Annotated in this window: 30 protein-coding genes; 1 reads left to right on the top strand and 29 read right to left on the bottom strand. The window is 49.0% G+C overall.

Annotation, left to right across the window (positions count from 1 at the left end):
* Positions 1–2: 2 nt before the first annotated feature.
* From HMPREF2865_RS10180 to HMPREF2865_RS10145, 8 genes are all read right to left on the bottom strand, one after another.
* Positions 3–581, bottom strand: coding sequence for a phage tail protein (locus HMPREF2865_RS10180; protein ID WP_049332806.1), 579 nt, complete (start codon positions 579–581; stop codon positions 3–5).
* On the bottom strand, positions 574–1,689 hold the full coding sequence (locus HMPREF2865_RS10175; RefSeq protein WP_349267464.1) for a baseplate assembly protein: 1,116 nt from the start codon (positions 1,687–1,689) through the stop codon (positions 574–576). Before HMPREF2865_RS10175 ends, HMPREF2865_RS10180 begins: the two co-directional genes overlap by 8 nt.
* 41 nt (positions 1,690–1,730) lie before the next feature.
* Complete coding sequence (locus HMPREF2865_RS10170) at positions 1,731–2,108, bottom strand: GPW/gp25 family protein (RefSeq protein ID WP_049322400.1); 378 nt, start codon at positions 2,106–2,108, stop codon at positions 1,731–1,733.
* Between the two features lie 78 nt (positions 2,109–2,186).
* Positions 2,187–2,795, bottom strand: coding sequence for a phage baseplate assembly protein V (locus HMPREF2865_RS10165; RefSeq protein WP_070646954.1), 609 nt, complete (start codon positions 2,793–2,795; stop codon positions 2,187–2,189).
* Positions 2,779–3,873 (bottom strand): phage late control D family protein, encoded by a 1,095-nt coding sequence (locus HMPREF2865_RS10160; RefSeq protein WP_070647206.1) that lies wholly within the window; start codon positions 3,871–3,873, stop codon positions 2,779–2,781. Before HMPREF2865_RS10160 ends, HMPREF2865_RS10165 begins: the two co-directional genes overlap by 17 nt.
* Before the next feature lie 27 nt (positions 3,874–3,900).
* Positions 3,901–4,119 (bottom strand): tail protein X, encoded by a 219-nt coding sequence (locus HMPREF2865_RS10155; protein ID WP_070646952.1) that lies wholly within the window; start codon positions 4,117–4,119, stop codon positions 3,901–3,903.
* Complete coding sequence (locus HMPREF2865_RS10150; RefSeq protein ID WP_070646950.1) at positions 4,116–5,012, bottom strand: phage tail protein; 897 nt, start codon at positions 5,010–5,012, stop codon at positions 4,116–4,118. The genes HMPREF2865_RS10155 and HMPREF2865_RS10150 overlap by 4 nt, the downstream gene beginning before the upstream one ends.
* The gene (locus tag HMPREF2865_RS10145; RefSeq protein WP_049322396.1) at positions 5,012–7,282 is read right to left on the bottom strand and encodes a phage tail tape measure protein; all 2,271 of its coding nucleotides are present in this window, start codon (positions 7,280–7,282) and stop codon (positions 5,012–5,014) included. Before HMPREF2865_RS10145 ends, HMPREF2865_RS10150 begins: the two co-directional genes overlap by 1 nt.
* A gap of 37 nt (positions 7,283–7,319) precedes the next feature.
* On the opposite strand from HMPREF2865_RS10145, the gene HMPREF2865_RS10140 reads away from it, so the two are divergent.
* The gene (locus tag HMPREF2865_RS10140) at positions 7,320–7,526 is read left to right on the top strand and encodes a hypothetical protein (protein ID WP_049322395.1); all 207 of its coding nucleotides are present in this window, start codon (positions 7,320–7,322) and stop codon (positions 7,524–7,526) included.
* On the opposite strand, the gene HMPREF2865_RS12410 is transcribed toward HMPREF2865_RS10140, so the two are convergent.
* The 21 genes from HMPREF2865_RS12410 to HMPREF2865_RS10035 form a co-directional block, all read right to left on the bottom strand.
* Complete coding sequence (locus HMPREF2865_RS12410) at positions 7,523–7,663, bottom strand: GpE family phage tail protein (RefSeq protein ID WP_232445004.1); 141 nt, start codon at positions 7,661–7,663, stop codon at positions 7,523–7,525. The two genes, HMPREF2865_RS10140 and HMPREF2865_RS12410, sit on opposite strands and share 4 nt — an antisense overlap.
* A 22-nt stretch (positions 7,664–7,685) precedes the next feature.
* Positions 7,686–7,982, bottom strand: coding sequence for a phage tail assembly protein (locus HMPREF2865_RS10130; RefSeq protein WP_049322394.1), 297 nt, complete (start codon positions 7,980–7,982; stop codon positions 7,686–7,688).
* A gap of 102 nt (positions 7,983–8,084) precedes the next feature.
* Positions 8,085–8,600 carry a phage major tail tube protein gene (locus HMPREF2865_RS10125; RefSeq protein ID WP_049322393.1) on the bottom strand — a complete coding sequence of 172 codons (516 nt, stop codon included), beginning with the start codon at positions 8,598–8,600 and terminating at the stop codon, positions 8,085–8,087.
* An 11-nt stretch (positions 8,601–8,611) separates the two neighbouring features.
* Positions 8,612–10,006 carry a phage tail sheath family protein gene (locus HMPREF2865_RS10120; protein ID WP_070646948.1) on the bottom strand — a complete coding sequence of 465 codons (1,395 nt, stop codon included), beginning with the start codon at positions 10,004–10,006 and terminating at the stop codon, positions 8,612–8,614.
* Positions 10,006–10,509, bottom strand: a complete 504-nt coding sequence (locus HMPREF2865_RS10115; protein WP_070646946.1) for a Gp37 family protein — start codon at positions 10,507–10,509, stop codon at positions 10,006–10,008. The genes HMPREF2865_RS10120 and HMPREF2865_RS10115 overlap by 1 nt, the downstream gene beginning before the upstream one ends.
* Positions 10,510–10,511: 2 nt before the next feature.
* Positions 10,512–10,940, bottom strand: a complete 429-nt coding sequence (locus HMPREF2865_RS10110; protein WP_070646944.1) for a gp436 family protein — start codon at positions 10,938–10,940, stop codon at positions 10,512–10,514.
* A complete protein-coding gene (locus HMPREF2865_RS10105; protein ID WP_070646942.1) occupies positions 10,940–11,206 on the bottom strand; it encodes a hypothetical protein in 267 nt (88 codons plus the stop codon). Before HMPREF2865_RS10105 ends, HMPREF2865_RS10110 begins: the two co-directional genes overlap by 1 nt.
* 2 nt (positions 11,207–11,208) lie before the next feature.
* Positions 11,209–11,541, bottom strand: a complete 333-nt coding sequence (locus HMPREF2865_RS10100; protein WP_049332790.1) for a capsid cement protein — start codon at positions 11,539–11,541, stop codon at positions 11,209–11,211.
* Positions 11,542–11,808, bottom strand: a complete 267-nt coding sequence (locus tag HMPREF2865_RS10095) for a Gp49 family protein (RefSeq protein ID WP_070646940.1) — start codon at positions 11,806–11,808, stop codon at positions 11,542–11,544.
* A gap of 45 nt (positions 11,809–11,853) precedes the next feature.
* Positions 11,854–12,789, bottom strand: a complete 936-nt coding sequence (locus tag HMPREF2865_RS10090; RefSeq protein WP_049322386.1) for a major capsid protein — start codon at positions 12,787–12,789, stop codon at positions 11,854–11,856.
* 46 nt (positions 12,790–12,835) lie between these two features.
* Entirely contained in the window at positions 12,836–13,969 is a 1,134-nt protein-coding gene (locus HMPREF2865_RS10085; protein WP_070646938.1) for a 2-oxoacid:acceptor oxidoreductase, read from the bottom strand.
* A gap of 214 nt (positions 13,970–14,183) precedes the next feature.
* Positions 14,184–14,528: a Mor transcription activator family protein gene (locus tag HMPREF2865_RS10080; protein ID WP_079453739.1), complete on the bottom strand. Its 345-nt coding sequence runs from the start codon at positions 14,526–14,528 to the stop codon at positions 14,184–14,186.
* Positions 14,521–15,000, bottom strand: a complete 480-nt coding sequence (locus HMPREF2865_RS10075) for a gp16 family protein (protein ID WP_049322384.1) — start codon at positions 14,998–15,000, stop codon at positions 14,521–14,523. The genes HMPREF2865_RS10080 and HMPREF2865_RS10075 overlap by 8 nt, the downstream gene beginning before the upstream one ends.
* Positions 15,001–15,147: 147 nt before the next feature.
* Complete coding sequence (locus HMPREF2865_RS10070) at positions 15,148–15,423, bottom strand: HU family DNA-binding protein (RefSeq protein ID WP_070646936.1); 276 nt, start codon at positions 15,421–15,423, stop codon at positions 15,148–15,150.
* Positions 15,424–15,598: 175 nt separating this feature from the next.
* Entirely contained in the window at positions 15,599–16,207 is a 609-nt protein-coding gene (locus tag HMPREF2865_RS10065) for a DUF3164 family protein (protein WP_070646934.1), read from the bottom strand.
* A 10-nt stretch (positions 16,208–16,217) separates the two neighbouring features.
* Complete coding sequence (locus tag HMPREF2865_RS10060) at positions 16,218–16,460, bottom strand: head morphogeneis protein (RefSeq protein WP_070647205.1); 243 nt, start codon at positions 16,458–16,460, stop codon at positions 16,218–16,220.
* A 4-nt stretch (positions 16,461–16,464) separates the two neighbouring features.
* Positions 16,465–16,917 carry a hypothetical protein gene (locus HMPREF2865_RS10055; RefSeq protein ID WP_070646933.1) on the bottom strand — a complete coding sequence of 151 codons (453 nt, stop codon included), beginning with the start codon at positions 16,915–16,917 and terminating at the stop codon, positions 16,465–16,467.
* Complete coding sequence (locus tag HMPREF2865_RS10050; protein ID WP_070646931.1) at positions 16,901–17,401, bottom strand: hypothetical protein; 501 nt, start codon at positions 17,399–17,401, stop codon at positions 16,901–16,903. The genes HMPREF2865_RS10055 and HMPREF2865_RS10050 overlap by 17 nt, the downstream gene beginning before the upstream one ends.
* The gene (locus tag HMPREF2865_RS10045) at positions 17,398–17,685 is read right to left on the bottom strand and encodes a hypothetical protein (protein WP_049322379.1); all 288 of its coding nucleotides are present in this window, start codon (positions 17,683–17,685) and stop codon (positions 17,398–17,400) included. Before HMPREF2865_RS10045 ends, HMPREF2865_RS10050 begins: the two co-directional genes overlap by 4 nt.
* On the bottom strand, positions 17,682–17,876 hold the full coding sequence (locus tag HMPREF2865_RS10040) for a hypothetical protein (protein ID WP_070646929.1): 195 nt from the start codon (positions 17,874–17,876) through the stop codon (positions 17,682–17,684). Before HMPREF2865_RS10040 ends, HMPREF2865_RS10045 begins: the two co-directional genes overlap by 4 nt.
* The gene (locus HMPREF2865_RS10035) at positions 17,873–18,082 is read right to left on the bottom strand and encodes a hypothetical protein (RefSeq protein ID WP_070646927.1); all 210 of its coding nucleotides are present in this window, start codon (positions 18,080–18,082) and stop codon (positions 17,873–17,875) included. Before HMPREF2865_RS10035 ends, HMPREF2865_RS10040 begins: the two co-directional genes overlap by 4 nt.
* Position 18,083: the final 1 nt, after the last annotated feature.

Here is an 18,083-nt window from a genome sequence, read left to right as displayed (position 1 = left end):
CTTTAAGCTGCTCCGAAATTGTAATCGCCGTCAAAATTGACTTTGCCGTTGTAATAAAGCGGCGTGTCCTGATAGTCCAAACGCACCAACACGCAGCGTGCTGGTGCAAAGGCCGGAAGTGTTTCCCGCAACAGACGGGCTTCTGTATTGGTAATAGGTCGACTGAAAGTAATTGAGTAATGCGCCCACAAACGGTGGTCGCCATACATATAAATGCCTTTGTGATTAATACTGCCGTCGTAGATTTGGCCACCAAGCCCTTCAATCAGACCGATTTCGCCGAAACCCAAACGGCGGCAGATTTCACGCACCGCCCAAGGTGTACCTTTGCGGCGGTGCAAAAATACGGCATCTTTAATGAGCTTGCGACGGGTTTTATTGTCTTTGGCCAACCAATAACCGTCTGAGCCAACCATGCTTCGGCTCTCGGCCAACAGCTCAAGGTGTTTATCATCTACTTGCTCAAGCAAACGTGGCATGAGCTTAGTGAGTGTGAGTCGTCTGTAACCATTACTGAGATTAGCCAAACGCGTAAATCGTGGGTCTTGGTCGATAATTAAGGCATATTTGAGCTTAGCCATCCTGCTGCTCCATATCGACGGACAGCCCAAATGACACGCACCGCGCCCATTGATTAGGTGCAATCAAAATGACATCGCTGTCGCGCAATTCGCCATACTGATTGGACAAAATGACGTTGTACACGCCGCTTACCTTCAAGGCCGTCTGAATATCCAAAGGCACAACATCTTTGCCGAGCTTGGAATAGCGGGCGGTTTCATAGTCTGACCAAGCCGCACTGGCAGCAGCTAAGACCGATTTTGAATCAGCTCCTTTGAACAGCACCAAGCGGGCATCAATTTTGTATTCCACCACTTCTGGCGCACGTACGATCACAGTGTCACAGAGTGGACGTACCGTCTCATCGCTCAATGCCGCTGACACCTTGTCAATCAATTCTTGGCCGGGCAGTCCGTCAGTTGTCAGCAACGTAACGGCTACCGTGCCACCAATCGCGTTTCCGGAAGAATCAACATCGTTGCCGACGTGGACACCAACAATCGCTTGTGAAACCCTGCGCGCGTAATACTCGTAAGCCTTTCTCGGCCCGCCGACTGAGAATGCTTCAAAGGCAAGCAAAATACGCTCTCGGTAGGAGTCGTCACTCTCAATAACAACTCCGCCGGACGATACAGTAATATTGCTGACCTCAACATCAATCTCATCATGCAGTGGCTTGACCAAAGTATTGATTTGACCGATTGTCCAGCCATTTCCGGCTGTTCCGGTTATTGTGCATTGCGCCGGTAAATCGACCGTATTACGGCTGGATGACAAAGTTGCCGATGTGGTCGTTTTAAAAGTCAGTTCACCTACGCTAACTTGAGTACCAACCGGTATAAAAACCTGTTCTGCAGACAAGTTGGCATCACACGAAAATCGCAATGTTGTCAGAGCAGGTTGTGCCTCCAATCGTGGCGTGGCCACATCGTCGCCACATAAATCCAACATCAAACCGGTCGCAAAGCGCACGTGCTGTTGGCGGTAGGCTTCATTCACCTGCTGACGAGTCAATGCTTCACGGTAGGCGTACACATTAATCAGCAAACGTTCGATATGAGCCGGTTGCAAGGTTTTGCCACTGTCGCGCTCATATCTAGCAATGGTATCGGCCAAAATCGTCTGCAAATCATCATCTACGACCTTGACGTCTTCACGCTTTAAATTGCTTAAATCCACGTTGCATTCTCCAAATTCACAGCCGTGCTATAGACCTCGCCCGATACATCATCGGCCACACGCCAGCGGACGGTCATGGTGATGTGTGGGGCGTGGCCGCTAAAGGTTACGTCTTCGACGTCGGCGCGTTTTTCCCATGTCTGAATAGCCAATACGACTTCACGTACGATATTTGGCACAAACACGTCTTCCGGCGTGTCGATGTAATCGAAATGGTTGCTGCCAAAGTCCGGACGAGTTACATCCGAGCCTTTTCTCGTAGACAAAATGTTATGAATACACAGATCAATATCGTCCACGCCCTGAGCCAAGCCGCTGTCGCCGGGGGCGAGCTGCCAGTGTTTGGAAATCGGCGTGTCGAATTGCATAAGAAATCCCTGTATCCGTAATGAATACAGGGATTTTATGAAAGGCCGTCTAAAACTGATTTTAAAACGGATTAAAGACTATTCAGGTAAACCAGTTTTACCACCAGAGTCCCCGGTATGTTTATGTTGGGACAAAGAAATCCCATTGAGGATAATCTCACCATTCACTACCATAGTACCCTCAATATTTGCAGCATCACCACCACCTGAATTAACTGCTGACAGACCAGCTGTATAAGTCAACAATCCATTGACTGTCGCATTTCCGCTAACCATCGTTTCTGGAGTGTCGATAGACACTTTGGCTCCAGCTTTAATTTTAACCACTCCGTCAGTCTGAACAGAAACATCCCCGCTGGAACGGTCATGCTCAATCACAGTGCCATTTTTAAATCGGCGTATCCATTTGTCTTTACTGCTTGCAGGAGGCTTGTCGGCCGTGCTGTAAATTGCGCCAATCACACAGCCGTTTTCGCCGCGAGCGTCCAGCAAGCAGACAACTTGCTCACCTTCGTCGGGCAGGCTGTAAAACTGATTGCCACCAGCAGCCGGTGTAACCATCGGCAGCCAGTCAGTTTCCATGTCTTCCAGAGCAGGGATTTTGACGCGCAGATTGTGACCGGCTTCATCTACCGCCGATACCACGCCGAATTGTAGGGTTGCCCCGAAATCATGGGTTTGTTGCATCCTGCTGCTCCTCGTCATCAATATACTCAATCATCTTAATCTCCAGCTCTGTCGTGTAGCCACTGTTGCTGCGATATTCATGCCGCGCTTGCTTCACCAGATACTTACCGGAAAACTTACCCATGTTTTTCAGCCTAACGGTTTGCCCTGCAACCAGCAGCGCATTGCCGAACAACGTGATGTTTCCGGCACATTGATCGTCTTGTGCGTCAGCCAGTTTGGCATCGGCACGAGCATTAAGCTGCGCTTGGCTCTCTCCTTTATTCGGCACTATTTTCAAGGTGTCACCAGTGTGGCCACGTTTAGAATTTGGGCGTAAAGGTTTTGTTTTCCGCTTAGCAGACACCGTTTTTTTAGTTTTCGGGTCATAACCGCGCATCTCAACCTGGGTTGGCACGCCTTTAATCAAGTCACGTAGACGAATTCTCATCATATCTTCTGGACTCAACACCACCACGGCTTCACGCTCTTTCAGGGCAGCATTATCGGTAAACACCAGCTTATCCCCGACAATTTTGAAGGTGTGGCCATACTCTTTGGCCAACCGGCTTAAAAACTCAACGTCGCGTTCCTGATACTGAGTTACGCGTTTTATTTTGATGTCTTTAACTTGCCCGGTAAGCTGCAATTTCAAACGGCCTGCCACTTGACGAACAATCTCTGCAAGCGTGGTATTTTCATACGCACGACCTTTTAAGGTACGGCTTGCTTTACTGATACCTGCAGACAAAGCCTTCATGCTTACCGTTGATGGAGGATGGTTATACTCAATTTCAGCGATCTCAAAGCTGCCCAATGCCACCAAACCGGTAAATTGGTCGCCCAAACTCAACGCAAGTGCATCGCCTTGCTCAGGATACCAGCCACGCAGCCAGCGGCCGTCGGTATCTTCAAATTCTACCTGTAGCTCATCAGATTGCCCCTCAAGATAATCTGTATAAACGAAGGAAATCAGATACGGTGCAATGTCGCCGGTGATGTCTTTGTTTTCGTAGCTCAGTGTGAAATCCGGCTTGGTTACCGGGTGTGTGCCGCCCGAACCGCCTTGCACGGCCAAGCCGGACAATAAAGACGAAATATTCATGTTCTTCCTTTTCAGACGGCCTTAACGCAGCCAAGGCGGTAAATCGGCCTGACTGTTTTTTGGTTTGCTTTCCAGCACCGGCACAAACACCGTCAAGCCGCTGACAAACTCTTCCGCCAACGGCAAATGCGGATTTGCCGCAATAAGGCCGTCAATCAGTAGCGCGTTGCCGTAGTGCTTATGGGCAATCAAATCCCAGCGGTCACCGTCTTTAGTTATATAACGTAAAACTGCACTCATTGATCACTCCGTGTTGCAAGCCATCCAGTCAAAGTTTCAACTGCTGACGCTCCGTTCGCCATCGCCTCTGTTGCCGTCATAATGGATGACCCAGCGGCATCCAACCAACCTCCGACTGAACCGCTCTCATAACCCGATCTTAGGCTTGCAACCGTATTACCAAGCGCATTTCCAGCCATACCGAGCTGCTCTGCCAGTTTTGTTGCGCTCGTCAAGTCACCAACAATAGCCGTCACTTCTCCAATGCCGTTCAAGTTTTGTAGAACCGGCGCAGCAACACCAAGTGCATCACCGACCAAGTGCAAAAGCCCGGCAGGATCATTTTTTAGCTCTTTCGCCGCTGTAATAATGCCTCGTACTTGTTCAATGCCACTTTCTGCAGCCCTATAAATTTTTACCCCTGTCTCAACCGCTTTGATTACCTCAGACGCCTGTGCCTGAACCGACTCGGGCAGCAGGGATAGTAATGGATTTTGTTTGCCGCTGATAATCGCTGGTGTTGGCAGTGGGTTATTTGGGTCGCCGACAAATTCAGTCAACTCAACGTCCAACTCACGCGCGGCGGTACGGCCTTTGCTATCCTGAATCAACGTGCGCTCGGTCAGGCTTTCAATTACAAACCAACCGACAAATCGACCTGAACCATAAACCAACGACACTGCTTGCTGCGCCTCCAGAGCAGCCAGTAAGCCCTTGTAGGCCGTGTCGGGATTCCCCAACATCCAATGCAGCTTTAACCCAAATCTCAGCGTGGTCAGCTCATTTTCCATCGCCTGCAGGCGTGGTCTTCCCTTAAGCACTTCATGCTTGGCAAACTTGGCCGAGTGCTGCGCTTCCAAGCTGGAAAAACTTTGCAAGGTTTCAAACCGTACATCGCCCAACATTGCATACATCAGAAAGCCCTCCGTTCACGGTCGGCCATCATACGTTGAAACAGCATTTCAAATTCGCGCAAACCAATTTGCAAGGCCGTTTGAATTTGTGCAGGGTTACCACCTGGCGCGTTGATGGTCGGATTAAAATGGATGGTCACACCGCCAGGGGCGGACGCAGCCTGTCGCGCCTGCTCGAAATCTGCACGATGACCGGATACACGCGCAGCGACATCAGCACGTAACTGACCGACACGGTTCGTAAAACTGTCTTTCAGACGGCCAGCCCATGTGCCGATAGTACCGATTGGCCGACTGGCCGTGCGACGGATACCGATGTCCAAACCTTGAGTGATAAAGCCACCGAAACGGCGGAATTCACGACTTGGAGAATGGATATCCATTACCGCCTGGAATTTTGCCTTAATCGAATTACCGATAGATGCAATTGTGTTATATACAGCTGCCGCCGCTGATTTAATGCCATTGATCAATCCCTGAATCAGCATCCGACCAAAGCCGGAAAAGGTTGACGGTAGGGTTACTCCAAACCAGCTCATCACACCAGCAAATGCCTGATAGAACAAACCGAGTGGTGAAAAATTGAGAATGGTTTCTGCAATATTGCCTATGCCACTACTGAAGAAGGCTGTGATTTTTGCCCAAAGTCCACTGAAAAATGTTACCAAGCTTTGCCATAATGCCTTTGCACCACCAACGACAGCAGACCAATTGTCATAAAGCAAATATGCAGCCACAGCTAACAAGCCTATAGCAATACCAATAGGATTGGCCATCAATAACATGCCTAAACGCATGAACAGGCCGGTAATCTGTAAAATCCCCGTGCGGAAGATATTAACGATAAACATACCACCAAGGAGCGTGGTTTTAAATAAGGCCAAACCACCTATAAAACCAATCAGTGTACGGGTCAATGTAGGATTGGCAGCCGCCCAATCAGAAATACTATGAATAATGGGCGCGATAGATGACATTAAAGAATTAATCGCTGGTAGTAATGTCGAGCCAATAACAATCCCCAACTCTTTCAAGCTGTTTTTAAAGATTTCCCAATTGGCAGCTGTAGTCTCTGAGCGAGCAGCAAACTCTTTACTCATCGAACCTTCGAAACTCAACTTGCCATCTTTTCCTGTATCCTTTAAAGCTCTGATTGATTTCTCGTAAAGATCTACATTACCAGCCAAGACTGCGATGTCATCCGCGTACTCTAATCCGAATAAATCAACCAATGCACCCATTTGTTGTTCTTTAGGCAGCTTATTCAACGTCTTCAAAAAATCCTGTAAAGCTTGTTCCCCATTTTCGGAAATCGCTTTTTTCAAATCTTTTGATTCCAGGCCCATCATCTGCAAGGTTGCTTGAAATTTTTTCCCTTGTTTGTCGGCAGTCATCAACTTGGTCAGCATCCCATTAATTGCCGTACCGGCAACCTCGGGAGACTTACCCAAACTGATAAAAGTATTTGCTAAAGAGGCAGTCTGTAGCTCAGTCAATCCAAACTGTTTGGCCACACCACCGACACGTCCTAATGCATTGACAATATCTGAAGCTTTTGCGGGGCTATTATTGGATAAATGGTTAATTGCATCGCCAAGCTTACCAATCTGCTCAATAGGAATCTTATAGACATTGGCCAGCTTAGCCATACTTTCACCGGCCTGATCTGCGGACATATCAAAAGCAACCGACATCTTGGCAATCGTTTCCGTAAAGCCAATAATATCGTTCCGAGCTATACCAAGTTGACCGCCCGAAGCAGCAATAGCGGCCAATTCCTCTGCCGCCATTGGAATTTTGCGGGTTAGGGCGAGAATATCATTGCCCATTTGCTTGAATTGCTGTGGTGTATCAAAGTCCACGACTTTTTTCACATCAGCCATTGAAGATTCAAAGTCCATGGCCAATTTGACCGGGACAACAGCCGTCGCACCAATTGATACAACTGACATTACCTGTTCGCGCATTTTTCCACGCTGTTCTTTCAGATGACCAAGTTTTGTATCAATATTGGAAAGTTTGAGTTGTTTTTTACGAACTTTATCGATAGCTGTGCCAAGTTGGGTATATTCACGCCGTAATTCATTTACGCGTTGCCGTGACATCCGCAGCGGATTTTGCAAAGTCTGACCAATCAAACGTTGCCGTGCAGACAAGCGTTGTTGTTCGTCATTCAGACTTTTGATTGAACCTTTAAGACTTTTCAGACCTGAAATCGCTGCACCGGCAGCAAAACCGACCTTTACACCGATTGCCAAATCTGCGGACATGATTTATTATCCTAAGTAGATATTGAGGGATTTAAAAATGAATAAATTTTTTGATTTTGCTATCGATTTCCCAGCTGAAAAACTGGTTTCAGCAGCAATCCTTCTAGGATTCATAATCGGTAGCATTAAAGGAAATTGGGCGATGGGGATTGCTTACGGCATTTTCGCTCCGCTCACTTTAATCCCAGTAATATTACTCATCGCCTTTTTGGGTATTCTCTATAAATTTTTTACCCGAAACTAAATTGAAGACTTCCTGTAGCCCGCCTTGATTTGGCGGGCTGCTTCTTTTTGCCAGTCTTCAAACTCATCAAGCGGCATGGCATACACTTCTTGAACACTCCAGCCAAACCACCAAGCCAAATCAGCAACAGCATTCAAAAGCTGCTCATCGGCTTCTTTATTACTCAGCAGCGGCTTCGTCTTCTTGTGAGCGACGAAACCAGTCTTGCACCTGTTTGTAGTCATACAAATCCAGCTCGTCCAAATCTTCAGGCACCAAACCTGTGATGCGCGCGAAAATCGTCAACTCCTGCTCGGCATCGCTGCTCAAGTGCGCCACAGCACGCAAATCACCCACACGCGGACGGCGCAGTTTCAGTTCGGTCAGGTTTTCGCCCGTCGCCAAACGTACAGGATATTTCAGCTTTACAGTTTTGGTTGCACCCAAGTTTTCTTGCAGTTTTTGTGCTTCAGTCATCATTTAATCCTTTTGAAAATCAATAAAAAATTGCTGTACCCAAGAAAGATACAGCAATTCTGCCAAAGGCCGTCTGAACCGGCTTTTAATGTGTTTTAATACTTATGCGCCGATGTTTTTACGCATCTGTGCCAATACATCTACGCCGTCCACGCGCAGAATATTATTGAAGGAGTTGTAGTAGAAGAGCTCTCGGCCATCAGCGACTTGGCGGACTTCATTTACATGGAAAGTGCTTGAAAACTCTGCCTTTTCCTTTGGTTTAAAGCCACCCAACGCATCTTTGCCGAATGTGCCGGTCATGGTAGTGACCATCGGCACTTCTTTCTGCAAACCTGCTGCGTCGAATGTTTGCAGGTTAGAACGAATCATCAGCTGCACCGCTTTAAACGGATTCTTGCTGCGTGCGGCCACTTCGGGATAAAAGCTGTTCCATGTGATTTCGGATTCCAAAGCCTCCATGCCGCTTGGCAGCTTGATCGTACCGAAAAGACCCAAGCCGGTGACTTCATCCATGGTGAACTCGACTTCAGGCGCGGTAATTTCTGCCGCCTTGCCCAGTAGATTGTTGCCGTCGATATAGACGTTGGCATTGTAAATTGCATTTAATTGCGCCATGTTTCAGCTCCTTAATTGCCGCTGACCAAGTTGGCCAGATATTTGCGGGTCATTACCGAAGTATTGGTCAGGCGTTCGGCCGGAATTTTCGGCGTGTATTCATAAACGATGGGGACTTGGCCTTTGCTGAATGCGTCGACCAAATCGTAGTCGTAGTCCAAACTCAGAGAGAAGCCGACGATGGACGGCAACGTACTCATGTAGGTACGGACGGTTTCCAGCAGGCTGTCGAGCAAGGCTTCGTCAATCGGGCGGTCGACATATTGCAATTCGGCGCGACGGATGGACTCGTCAATCAAGTCGCCGGTACGTTGGGCTACCTCAAAGTTCTTGATGTGAGAAGTAGTTGGGAAACAGGCAAGGCGGTTACCCCACATACGATAGCCTGTACCGTAGGAATTGAAGACAGTCGTAATGCCTTTTTCATTCAGACGGTTGGTTTCGGACTGCGGGTCGTCGGCGCGAGCAGTCAGACCGATTTCCACGCCGGTTACGCCCAAGAGTTCGCGGTTTGATTTACTAAACCAATAACCCTGCTCAACATCGGTCTTCATGCGCAGACCGGCAGCGTGGGTAGCCAGTGATTCCATACCCAACAGACCGATCACATGCGGGAAAAACAGCTCGGCACGGTCGCTTGATGTCTGAAAATTAATCGTACCCAATGGTCCACGGCCTTCGAGAGCTTTGCTCAAGGTCGTGCCTTCAGGTGCGTTGATATAGGCAATTGCATTCAGGTTGTCGGCCACAGTAATCATTTTGGCGGCGACGGTAGCCGTTTTGTCGTAATTCGGCACAATAATGATTTTGGCATCTGCACCTTGGCGATTGTAGCCTTCTGAGAGCAGCTCCAAGCCCGTGCGCTTTCCGGTAGCCGCGACATATGCACCGATGATGTCGGCCTCTGTTACTTTGGTCGGGTCTACGTAGCTGTAACTGATTTTCGGGGCGGTCGGTTTGGTTTTATACACAATCTCGCCGGTTAGCGTGTTGATGGTGTAGTGCTGGCCTTCGGTCAGTGCGGATGCGCCGTCAGTCAGGGCATAACCGGCAAGCAGTGCAGGTTTGGCGGTATAGGCCGTCAAGGTATTGCTGTCGACGGTCAATACTTCGTTCTGTACTTGGGTCTTATGGCGTGCGGGATCGCACACGTTAATCACATAAGCCACACCAGCAGCATAACGTGTCCAAATATTGGCCGCATCAGGCAAAGTAAAGCCTTTACCGGTCAGCTCACCGCCAAATTGTGCAAAGTCTTTCTTGGTTTGACACACAGTCAATTCGTTGACCGCACCGACTGGTGCAGTACCGACAATAGCCGTAATCGCACCGTCAACGGTATAGACAGGATTAGAACCACCGTCAATACGGATGGTCTCCGTACCATGATGATAGGTTGCTGCCATTATGAATTCTCCTTAGGTTTTAAATCAGGGTTTAATGCATTTCCATTCAAGCGGCCATGCACCTTAATGAGCAAGGGATTGGTATTGGGCTTACAAACTTCGACTTGTTGAGTTTCCGTCTGAACGGTCAGCTCATACTGCCATGCACCGGCATCTTCGTTTAAAAAACGCTCTTGCAATAAATGACACGGCAGACAGTTTGGAGGGCGGAAGCCGACAATCGCCAACCGGGCTTCGTCTAAAATCGCCAGCGTGCCTTCATCGCCGTGCAGATTGCTTCCGATAACGGTTAACACCAGCGTCATGTCGCGCTGCTGGGCAATGTTGCCCAAATGTTCCAAATCAGTGAACTTACTGCCACCGTAGCCCACCAAAATCGCACCGGTCGGGTGGATAAACTGGTATTCAGACGGCCTTTCGGGGAACGCTTCCACGATGACCCATGGAATGGCCGTCTGCAAATGCTCAACTACCGCGTCAATAACAGGACGTGTCGCACTCACAATCAATACCCCGTCATGTCAATACGCGAACCGCCACGCGTGTGATACGCACCTGGCTCCGGCTGCGCCTCTTTGTCCAAAGTATCAACGCCGATATGGATTTTGCCGTCGCGGATGGCTTCCAACGTTTTCATAGTCGCGTTGTAGGCAGTCTCCAACGTCTTCGGGAAATCCGCCCGATTGATGCGGCGCGAGTGCAGGAAATGGCGGGCAATGTTGATACACAATGGCGGCAACACCGTCGGTACCGACTTGAGAGGCAGCGGATAGCGTCCACGCAAATAGCCGTCAACCAAGTCGCTGGCATAGCGGATGGCTTCATCCACTACCGCCATATCCGGCTCAGTCGCACGCGGCTCATCGTTGGTCAACTGCACTAATTCCGGCTTACTCATAGCCTTGAGCATATTCTCGGCGTTGATGTAGTACATTACGCGTCCGCCTTTGTTTTGCGTTGCGTTTTGGTTTGAGACTCAGGCTCTTCAGTTGCAGTAGATTCAGACGGCGTTTTCTCTTGAGCTTCTGCCTGTTGTGCATCCAGCTCTTCGCCTGTAGTTGTCGTCGGCGTCACATGAGCGGCCACTGATTCGTATTGTTCAGGTGTCAGCTCAATAGCTTCGCCTGCTTCCACGCGAAATTGCTTACCGGCTTCGTCTTCAAGAATCAATGCAGTGTTTGCGATATAAACCTTAGCCATGATTAACCTTTCAACAATACACGAACAGTTTCACCTGCGGCGGTTGCAGCAGTCAGAGCAGTACCGGCAATTTTTGCCGCACCGGATACTGCACAGCCTTGTGCGTCTGCGCCTACTTCGGCACCGATAGCCACTGCGCCACCTGATTCGACAACAGCGATACCGACCACATCGACTGCAGCAGTATCACCAGTTTCAACATCATATGGAGCGACACCCAAAACGGTCTCGCCGGCTTTAGCCTGTGCGCCTTTAAAATTAACAAAGCGGTTTTTCACAATCGCGCCTGTTGCGGTAATGGTAGTTACCAGTACCACTTGTTTGGTTTGAGCCATTTAAACCTCTACTTTCTGCATAACTGCATTTTCTTTCAAACGATAAGCTTCCAATTCCCACAGATGGCTAATAGCATCTTGGTATGCCAATTCACAGCCCATCTGTTCGTCAAAAATATCGTGGCTAAAACAAGCCGCCTTACCAATCACGACAAAACCTGATTTCAGGGTCAACGAGCAAACGATTGCAGTTGTCTCACCCACACGGTGATAATCAGCCTTATCAATCTTGTTTTCGATTTCTTGAGGTGTAATCTTTAAGCTCATATTTTTTCTCCCTAGCCGTCTAGGCACTCCAGACGGCCTTGTCAATTAATCTACGGCGTTTTCAAACAAGAAACCGCACGCACTACCCACCACAGCCGCTTTGCGGATATCGGTATAACGGGCGTATTCGACTTTGCCGCCAACTTCTTCATAACGGTCGACCACAGGCATGCCACGGCGGCGGAAGGTATAACCGAATGCAGGTTCGCCTTCGTCATTGCCGTCTGAAACCAAATCGGGTCGAACAATCAGGCTGGCAAATTTACCCCAAACATCCTTGGTGGGTTTGCCGGTTGCAACAGATGAAACAGCCTGACCGACAATGATGTCATCCAGTTCCAGCAGGTTTTTCAACTGCTCGACAGTCAACAGAGATTTACGGTCATTGGCGGACAGGGAGGCGAGGAGAGCCTTATTGCGCTTGAGTTGAGACAATACGCTGGCACCTACTACCAATACGCCGGGGCGCACACCGCAAGCTGCACGGACGGTTTCACGTGCACTTTCAATATCGGCCAGCGGGTCTGAATTATCGGCACTCCACTTTTTCGTGGCCGCCAAATCTTTAGTGTGGCCACTCTGATAAGCAGATTTCGCCTGCAGCAAAGCAGCCGTTTCGATTTCTTGGCGCAGTTGCACACCCTTGGTAGCGCGACGGGTAGCTTTGGCTTGCTCGTTAAACAGCGATTCCGCTTGCTCACGGTAATCCACACCAGCCGCTAAATCGTGTTCTTCCAACACAATCGGCAGATAGTTCGGCGCATCCAACGTAATCACATTAGACGCCGCACCGACGGCACGCTTTGTGTCGTATTCGACAAAAGAGCCTTTGCCAAACACCGGCACCTGTACGCCTTCTTTATCAGTGAATACTTGAGGGAAAATTTTCTCGGCAATAAATTCCGCGTTTTTATAACCGACTGCCAGATTGGTTAAAACTGGATCGACCTGACCGCGAAGGCGGCGCAAATGAGAACTCATCGTTCATCCTTTCAAATTGAAATGCGACGACATCGTCGCTTTTGGGTTAAACGGCGGTACGGCGTGCCGCTTCTTCGTAGCTGATGCCTTCTTTAGCTGCCAAAGCCACAGCACGTTCGTGATGGCTCAGCGCATCAGGATTAGCCGCTTCGGCAAAATCGGCCGGCAGTCCGGAGGAAGCCATAGGAGTAGTCCCTTTGGTATAGTGGCCGCTTGGCAATACTTCCGGCAGGTTGCGCAAGAATTGGCGCAACGCTTCGCCAATGGTGCTGCCTTCGCCAAAATCGACGCTGGTATGTTCGGGGTATTCTGCGAAGTCCAATACCTGCACCACCAAATCCTTATCAGCGGGTTTCAGACGGCCTTCTTTTACCAAGGCTTCGGCAAATTCGGCATTCTGATCATGTTGACCTTCACGCAAGGCTTGGTTTTGCTCGTCTTGCAAGCGTTTCAGCTCTGCTTCCGCAGCGGCTGCCTTAGCTTCGGCTTGTTCACGGGCGGCTTTTTCGGCTGCCAGTTGTTCTTCGGGCGACATAGAGGTCTCCTTATTTTCATGGGTTTGAGATTCGTTTGGGGTTACAGGGTCGGCAAATGCCGGTGTGGGCGGTTCGGGCTGCCAGTCTGCCAATTCTTCAATGTCGCGAATTTCCCAATCGGCAACGACTTTATCGGCGGTGGCCGCATCGTACTGCTCAATCAGCCACTCACGCAGACGGCGGAAAATCGAGGCCGTGCGGCGGTGTGCATATTCGGAAAACTCGACATACTCATCGTCTTCAGCAAAATTAATGGCGGATAAACCTTTTACCGCAGGTGGTTGCGCACCGAGAAAACCGACATGGCGCAGATACCAAGAGCCTGGCTTCGGATTGCTCGGGCTGTCGGGCGGATAGAAACTGGCCGACACTTTTTTGTAGCGGCCGCTTTGTACAAGACTGACAAAATCATCGTCCATTTGCGCAAAATCGGCTGACAGCACACCACCATCGGCTTGCAGACTGCCCACCCAGCCATAGGCCGGAGCATCGGTCTTCGGATGGCCGATAACCAGTGGTGCTTCATGCAGCTTTGGATCATATGCAGCAGCTGCCTGAGCCACATCCGCATCGGTAATCGTCACTTTTCGGCCGTTATTGTCAGTACGCGTGCCGGATTTAAAAATTTCAAACAACTTTTTCACAAAAAAGCCCCATCGGATTGATGAGGCTATTTTGACAAAGGCCGTCTAAAACGGCTTTTAATGCGGTTTAAAACATGTTTTCCTCAAAATGCGCAAAAACGGCATTTTTAGCGAGTTTATGGCTCAGGGTAGGCAAACCCCCGACCAAGACGAGAAACGCAACATAAAAGCGGTCAGGATAAAACCTGACCGCCATTCCGTTTTATTACGAGACTTATCCAAACAAATCAGTCTGTCTTTTCGACCTTTCCGCATCTCCGACTGCTTTCACAATGCGATAGATTTGTTGAACAGTTAAATCAAATTTCTTACTTAACGCTGCATGATTCTTACCATTAAATTCCCGATATACCTGTTGGTCTCTTTCCGATACCTTGCCGATATGGTTCTTCGGAATATAAATCAATTGGCCTCCCCAGTTATCCGTAATGAATCTTGCCACCTTCTTACTTACCACCTTCGCCTGAGTTTTATCCAACATCGGCAGCTCAGAACATAAACAGGCAGACATTTGGTCTTCCAAATCGGTCACCAGTTCGGGTACGCGTTCATCAGCCACTTAGCACCTCCAGTTTTCTTTCCTCGCGTAACAACCATTGTTTCAAGTGTTCAATGACCTTCTGTGCATTATCAATATCAAGCCAGCCATGATAATCAACGCCGACCATACGCTTTACAAACCTGCCCAAAGCCAGCTCGGACGGATTTCTTACTGCACCGATACCGTGTAGCTCAAGCCATAACGCACGTATTTTTTTAATTTGGCCATCAACCGCAGGATGGGCAGGCCGGACTTTAATATCCGGCTTGTCACTTTTAGCCTGCGCTTTTGTCGTTACTACAAAACCACGCGCCTTCAGAGCCGTTACCACCAGTTCTAACTCATCGACCGACAACTTAGTGCTGCTCGTTTTCCCGCGCGAAATATTGGCCAATAGCGTACGGTACTCGCTATCGGCCATCATCAACTGCGTTTTACCGACGTGAATCAGACGGATTAAACGCTGTTTTTTCGCTTTTGCCGTTTCCATGCTAATCCTTTCTTTTCACATACTGAAACGCTGTTTCATATATTTAAATAAATCAATATATTATGCCTGATTCTACATTTGCCGGTAGTCATTTGGCAAATAAAAAAGGCCGTCTGAAAGTTTCAGACGGCCTTTTTTATAGCCTGGCTATGGATTGACTGCTTTTTTCAAATCCGTACCGGCTTTAAATTTAGGCGTAGTATGGGCAGCGATGACTAATGCCTCGCCGGTCTTAGGGTTACGACCTTGACGTTCTGCCTTGTCTACAACATAGAACGTACCGAAACCGGTTAATCGAACCTCGCCACCGGCAATCAGCTCGTTAGTCACAACAGTCTCAAAGGCATTCAAGACATCAGCTGCAGTAGATTTGCTTACGTTTGCTTTTTCGGCCAATGCGGCCACCAATTCAGTTTTATGCATGATTAACTCCAAATGATTTAATAAAAGCGGCAGACCGTGCCGCGCGGTTAAACTCTTTAATCTTTTCCGTCCAGCCAGTTGTCTTCATCTTGGTCTTTCCAATCGTCTACCCGAAATACCAAGTGGATTAACCAATAGACGAAGATTGAGGCAGAAAATAAAAACAGCAGCATGGTCACACTTTCGCAATATCCAAGTTCATCAACTGATACTCGCCGTCTTGACCACGTTCGTAAATCCGTACAAATTGCTTGCTTGTATGAACTTGCAAACTATCGCTCAAAGCATCCATAGCGCGTTGCCATTTATCATCTTTAATTGCCAACCGGCGCAGACCGAGTACGCGGGCGGTGCTGATATTGCCTTCTTTATCCACTTGGAAGGCCGCGTTAATCAGTGTTTTCAACTCCGTACGGCTACCCTCGGTCCACTCATTGATGCACTCATCGATCAAGGCCTTGGCGGCAAGCAGACCTTCATCAAAGACCAGTGTGTCCTGCATAGCAAGATTTACACGATATTGCCCGTCGAAGCTGTGAAGAGTGACATTGCCTTTCTTGCCGCCCAACGATACGTCGTAACGGTCGGCGGAGAGCTGTACAAAGGCCGCAATATCCTCAACAGCACCACGTTTAAAATCCACAATCTTTTCTTGTACCGACCGAGCCTTTCCTGCCAGCTCCATGACCAACTCGTCGCGCAGCAGGTCGATTTCTTTAATATTGGACAGCGGCACGAGATTGCCTTTGGCATCCTGTTTGTATTGGGTTTTATCAATATTCATCTTTTTTCCTTTAAACTTTTACTACTTTCAAATCGCCTTCTTGGGCTGCTCCGATACGGTAAGACCATGTTCGTTCACGTTTTTCTTTAGGTCTAACATAGGCAACTTTAAATTCACTTATGTCGGCATACACAACTCCACCCCGCAGAGGTTCGTGAGTTATTGGCAAGTTGCCATGCTCTGCCTTCAAGTCTTCCAATCGCCTGATTAAGTCTGATATGCGTGGATTACTCGGCCAAATTCCATTTTCCATTTTTTCATTTACCTTTCTGCCTTTCGGCATTAATCCTTTTACACTCATCCACCGACCGGTGGCGTGGACCGTGTATCCAATCCCTGTCCATGCAAGGGGAGCTTCCCAGCAGGCTAAGTGTCTGTTTGAGTTTGGCGGCCTGCGCTTTGCCGTATTCGGTCGGGTGGTGCTTCTTTTCCAGCCTCGGCACCATTCTGACTTCGGGCGGCGGCAGGTGTTTGATAAGGTCGACAGGGTTGGGCCACTCTGACGAGGACGCCGCGATAGCCCTAAAGGCTGCCTGTATCCTGATCCCGTCATGCTCCGGCTGCCACGACCGGCCGCTTAGTATGCCCAACCAAAGTTCGGCGACTGCCGTCAAATCCGCCGAGGCAGGGCGGCCTTTGAGGTTTAGGGCGGCGAGCATCATAAAACCCTGCGCGATTGCTTTTTTAAGCCAGTTATTGTTCGCCTCCATTTGACCACTCCATCAAACCGCCCAACCCGCTCCTCAATTTGGTGCTTGCCACCTCTCCTGCGGGAGAGGGTTGGGGAGAGGGAAAAACCGCCGTTCCCGCCGTCTTTTCAGGCGACCAAAACGTAATGTTTTCCAACAAATAACCGTGGCTGGTCAGCGGCGGTGTCAGCTTTCCCGCATCCCGTGCCTCAAGGCATCGTGTTGCAGCCCAAATCCAAGCCTCGCGCGGGGCCGGGTAAGTTTTACGGTTACGGACAATCTTGCCGTCCCGTATCATCGGCGCAATCTCGCCGACAAGCTTTGAAACACGGTTAAAACTTAAATCCTTTTCGGCGGGGCGAAAAAGCGTCAGATACCTCAATACCGCCTTAAAAAGTTCGTCTGAAATGCCGGTCAGGGCAATCAGGGCTTCGCGGGCATCGTCATGGGCGATTAATACATCCAAGCTCATCACCGCGCCGCAGGTGGGGCAACGTACTTTCATGTTCTTGCCTCCATCAGACTTTTGAGGCTGCAATAAACCAAGTCGGAAAAATCAATAGCTGCATCACATGCCTGATCTCCATCTTCTACATCCACCGGAGGGAAATAAAACAACCCATTTCTCCAAGATGTATTTGCGGCGACAACCGCATAAACTTCTTCAAGCGTACAGCCCTCATTCAGCTCTTTACTCAGGTAATCTGTATCGCCTTCTTGGTTGCCCAAAGCAGCATCCTGAGTAACCTTGATAATGCCGTCACGGGCGATATTTAGATAAATTGTCATCTCGCTGCCTCCAAATCCTTACGGCTCAAACACCGCAATGCCGTCTGAACCACATCCTCAATTTCATCCGATAGCCGAGACGACACATACATCATCACAAACTTACCCGACAGCGTCGTCAGTTCAGTGACAAGATGACCTCCTTTTTCGCGCCATACCGACACTTTGATTTTGCTGTAATCCCTGCTCATTTTTCCGCTCCGATGGGTTCCAAAACCACGCCTGCCATTTTGTCCGTATCGCTCATTCCGCCATACACCGCCTCCCATACCTGGTCGGCAACCTCTTTATCGCAGTTTGGCTGTACCGATTTACTGCTAATGGTTCCCAACCAAAAAGCCTGACAGGCGATTGCAAAGCACAAACCGATAACTTTGATTTTCGTAGGCATACTCATC

Origin of the sequence: Neisseria sp. HMSC073G10, assembly GCF_001812605.1 — a bacterium.
Lineage (GTDB): Bacteria > Pseudomonadota > Gammaproteobacteria > Burkholderiales > Neisseriaceae > Neisseria > Neisseria subflava_A.
The sequence above is the reverse complement of the archived record's forward strand: the minus strand, read 5'-3'. Positions and strand labels throughout refer to the sequence as shown.

Excerpts from the sequence above, each read along its gene's own strand:
- HMPREF2865_RS10105 (WP_070646942.1), bottom strand. The coding sequence starts at position 11,206 with ATGGCTAAGGTTTATATCGCAAACACTGCATTGATTCTTGAAGACGAA.
- HMPREF2865_RS10145 (WP_049322396.1), bottom strand. The coding sequence starts at position 7,282 with ATGTCCGCAGATTTGGCAATCGGTGTAAAGGTCGGTTTTGCTGCCGGT.
- HMPREF2865_RS10070 (WP_070646936.1), bottom strand. The coding sequence starts at position 15,423 with ATGCATAAAACTGAATTGGTGGCCGCATTGGCCGAAAAAGCAAACGTA.
- HMPREF2865_RS10110 (WP_070646944.1), bottom strand. The coding sequence starts at position 10,940 with ATGTACTACATCAACGCCGAGAATATGCTCAAGGCTATGAGTAAGCCG.
- HMPREF2865_RS10065 (WP_070646934.1), bottom strand. The coding sequence starts at position 16,207 with ATGAATATTGATAAAACCCAATACAAACAGGATGCCAAAGGCAATCTC.
- HMPREF2865_RS10170 (WP_049322400.1), bottom strand. The coding sequence starts at position 2,108 with ATGCAATTCGACACGCCGATTTCCAAACACTGGCAGCTCGCCCCCGGC.
- HMPREF2865_RS10130 (WP_049322394.1), bottom strand. The coding sequence starts at position 7,982 with ATGACTGAAGCACAAAAACTGCAAGAAAACTTGGGTGCAACCAAAACT.
- HMPREF2865_RS10040 (WP_070646929.1), bottom strand. The coding sequence starts at position 17,876 with ATGAGCAGGGATTACAGCAAAATCAAAGTGTCGGTATGGCGCGAAAAA.
- HMPREF2865_RS10045 (WP_049322379.1), bottom strand. The coding sequence starts at position 17,685 with ATGACAATTTATCTAAATATCGCCCGTGACGGCATTATCAAGGTTACT.
- HMPREF2865_RS10060 (WP_070647205.1), bottom strand. The coding sequence starts at position 16,460 with ATGGAAAATGGAATTTGGCCGAGTAATCCACGCATATCAGACTTAATC.
- HMPREF2865_RS10165 (WP_070646954.1), bottom strand. The coding sequence starts at position 2,795 with ATGCAACAAACCCATGATTTCGGGGCAACCCTACAATTCGGCGTGGTA.
- HMPREF2865_RS10140 (WP_049322395.1), top strand. The coding sequence starts at position 7,320 with ATGAATAAATTTTTTGATTTTGCTATCGATTTCCCAGCTGAAAAACTG.
- HMPREF2865_RS10125 (WP_049322393.1), bottom strand. The coding sequence starts at position 8,600 with ATGGCGCAATTAAATGCAATTTACAATGCCAACGTCTATATCGACGGC.
- HMPREF2865_RS10155 (WP_070646952.1), bottom strand. The coding sequence starts at position 4,119 with ATGAGTGCAGTTTTACGTTATATAACTAAAGACGGTGACCGCTGGGAT.
- HMPREF2865_RS10035 (WP_070646927.1), bottom strand. The coding sequence starts at position 18,082 with ATGAGTATGCCTACGAAAATCAAAGTTATCGGTTTGTGCTTTGCAATC.
- HMPREF2865_RS10120 (WP_070646948.1), bottom strand. The coding sequence starts at position 10,006 with ATGGCAGCAACCTATCATCATGGTACGGAGACCATCCGTATTGACGGT.
- HMPREF2865_RS10100 (WP_049332790.1), bottom strand. The coding sequence starts at position 11,541 with ATGGCTCAAACCAAACAAGTGGTACTGGTAACTACCATTACCGCAACA.
- HMPREF2865_RS10075 (WP_049322384.1), bottom strand. The coding sequence starts at position 15,000 with ATGGAAACGGCAAAAGCGAAAAAACAGCGTTTAATCCGTCTGATTCAC.
- HMPREF2865_RS10180 (WP_049332806.1), bottom strand. The coding sequence starts at position 581 with ATGGCTAAGCTCAAATATGCCTTAATTATCGACCAAGACCCACGATTT.
- HMPREF2865_RS10055 (WP_070646933.1), bottom strand. The coding sequence starts at position 16,917 with ATGGAGGCGAACAATAACTGGCTTAAAAAAGCAATCGCGCAGGGTTTT.
- HMPREF2865_RS10150 (WP_070646950.1), bottom strand. The coding sequence starts at position 5,012 with ATGTATGCAATGTTGGGCGATGTACGGTTTGAAACCTTGCAAAGTTTT.
- HMPREF2865_RS10090 (WP_049322386.1), bottom strand. The coding sequence starts at position 12,789 with ATGAGTTCTCATTTGCGCCGCCTTCGCGGTCAGGTCGATCCAGTTTTA.
- HMPREF2865_RS10050 (WP_070646931.1), bottom strand. The coding sequence starts at position 17,401 with ATGAAAGTACGTTGCCCCACCTGCGGCGCGGTGATGAGCTTGGATGTA.
- HMPREF2865_RS10095 (WP_070646940.1), bottom strand. The coding sequence starts at position 11,808 with ATGAGCTTAAAGATTACACCTCAAGAAATCGAAAACAAGATTGATAAG.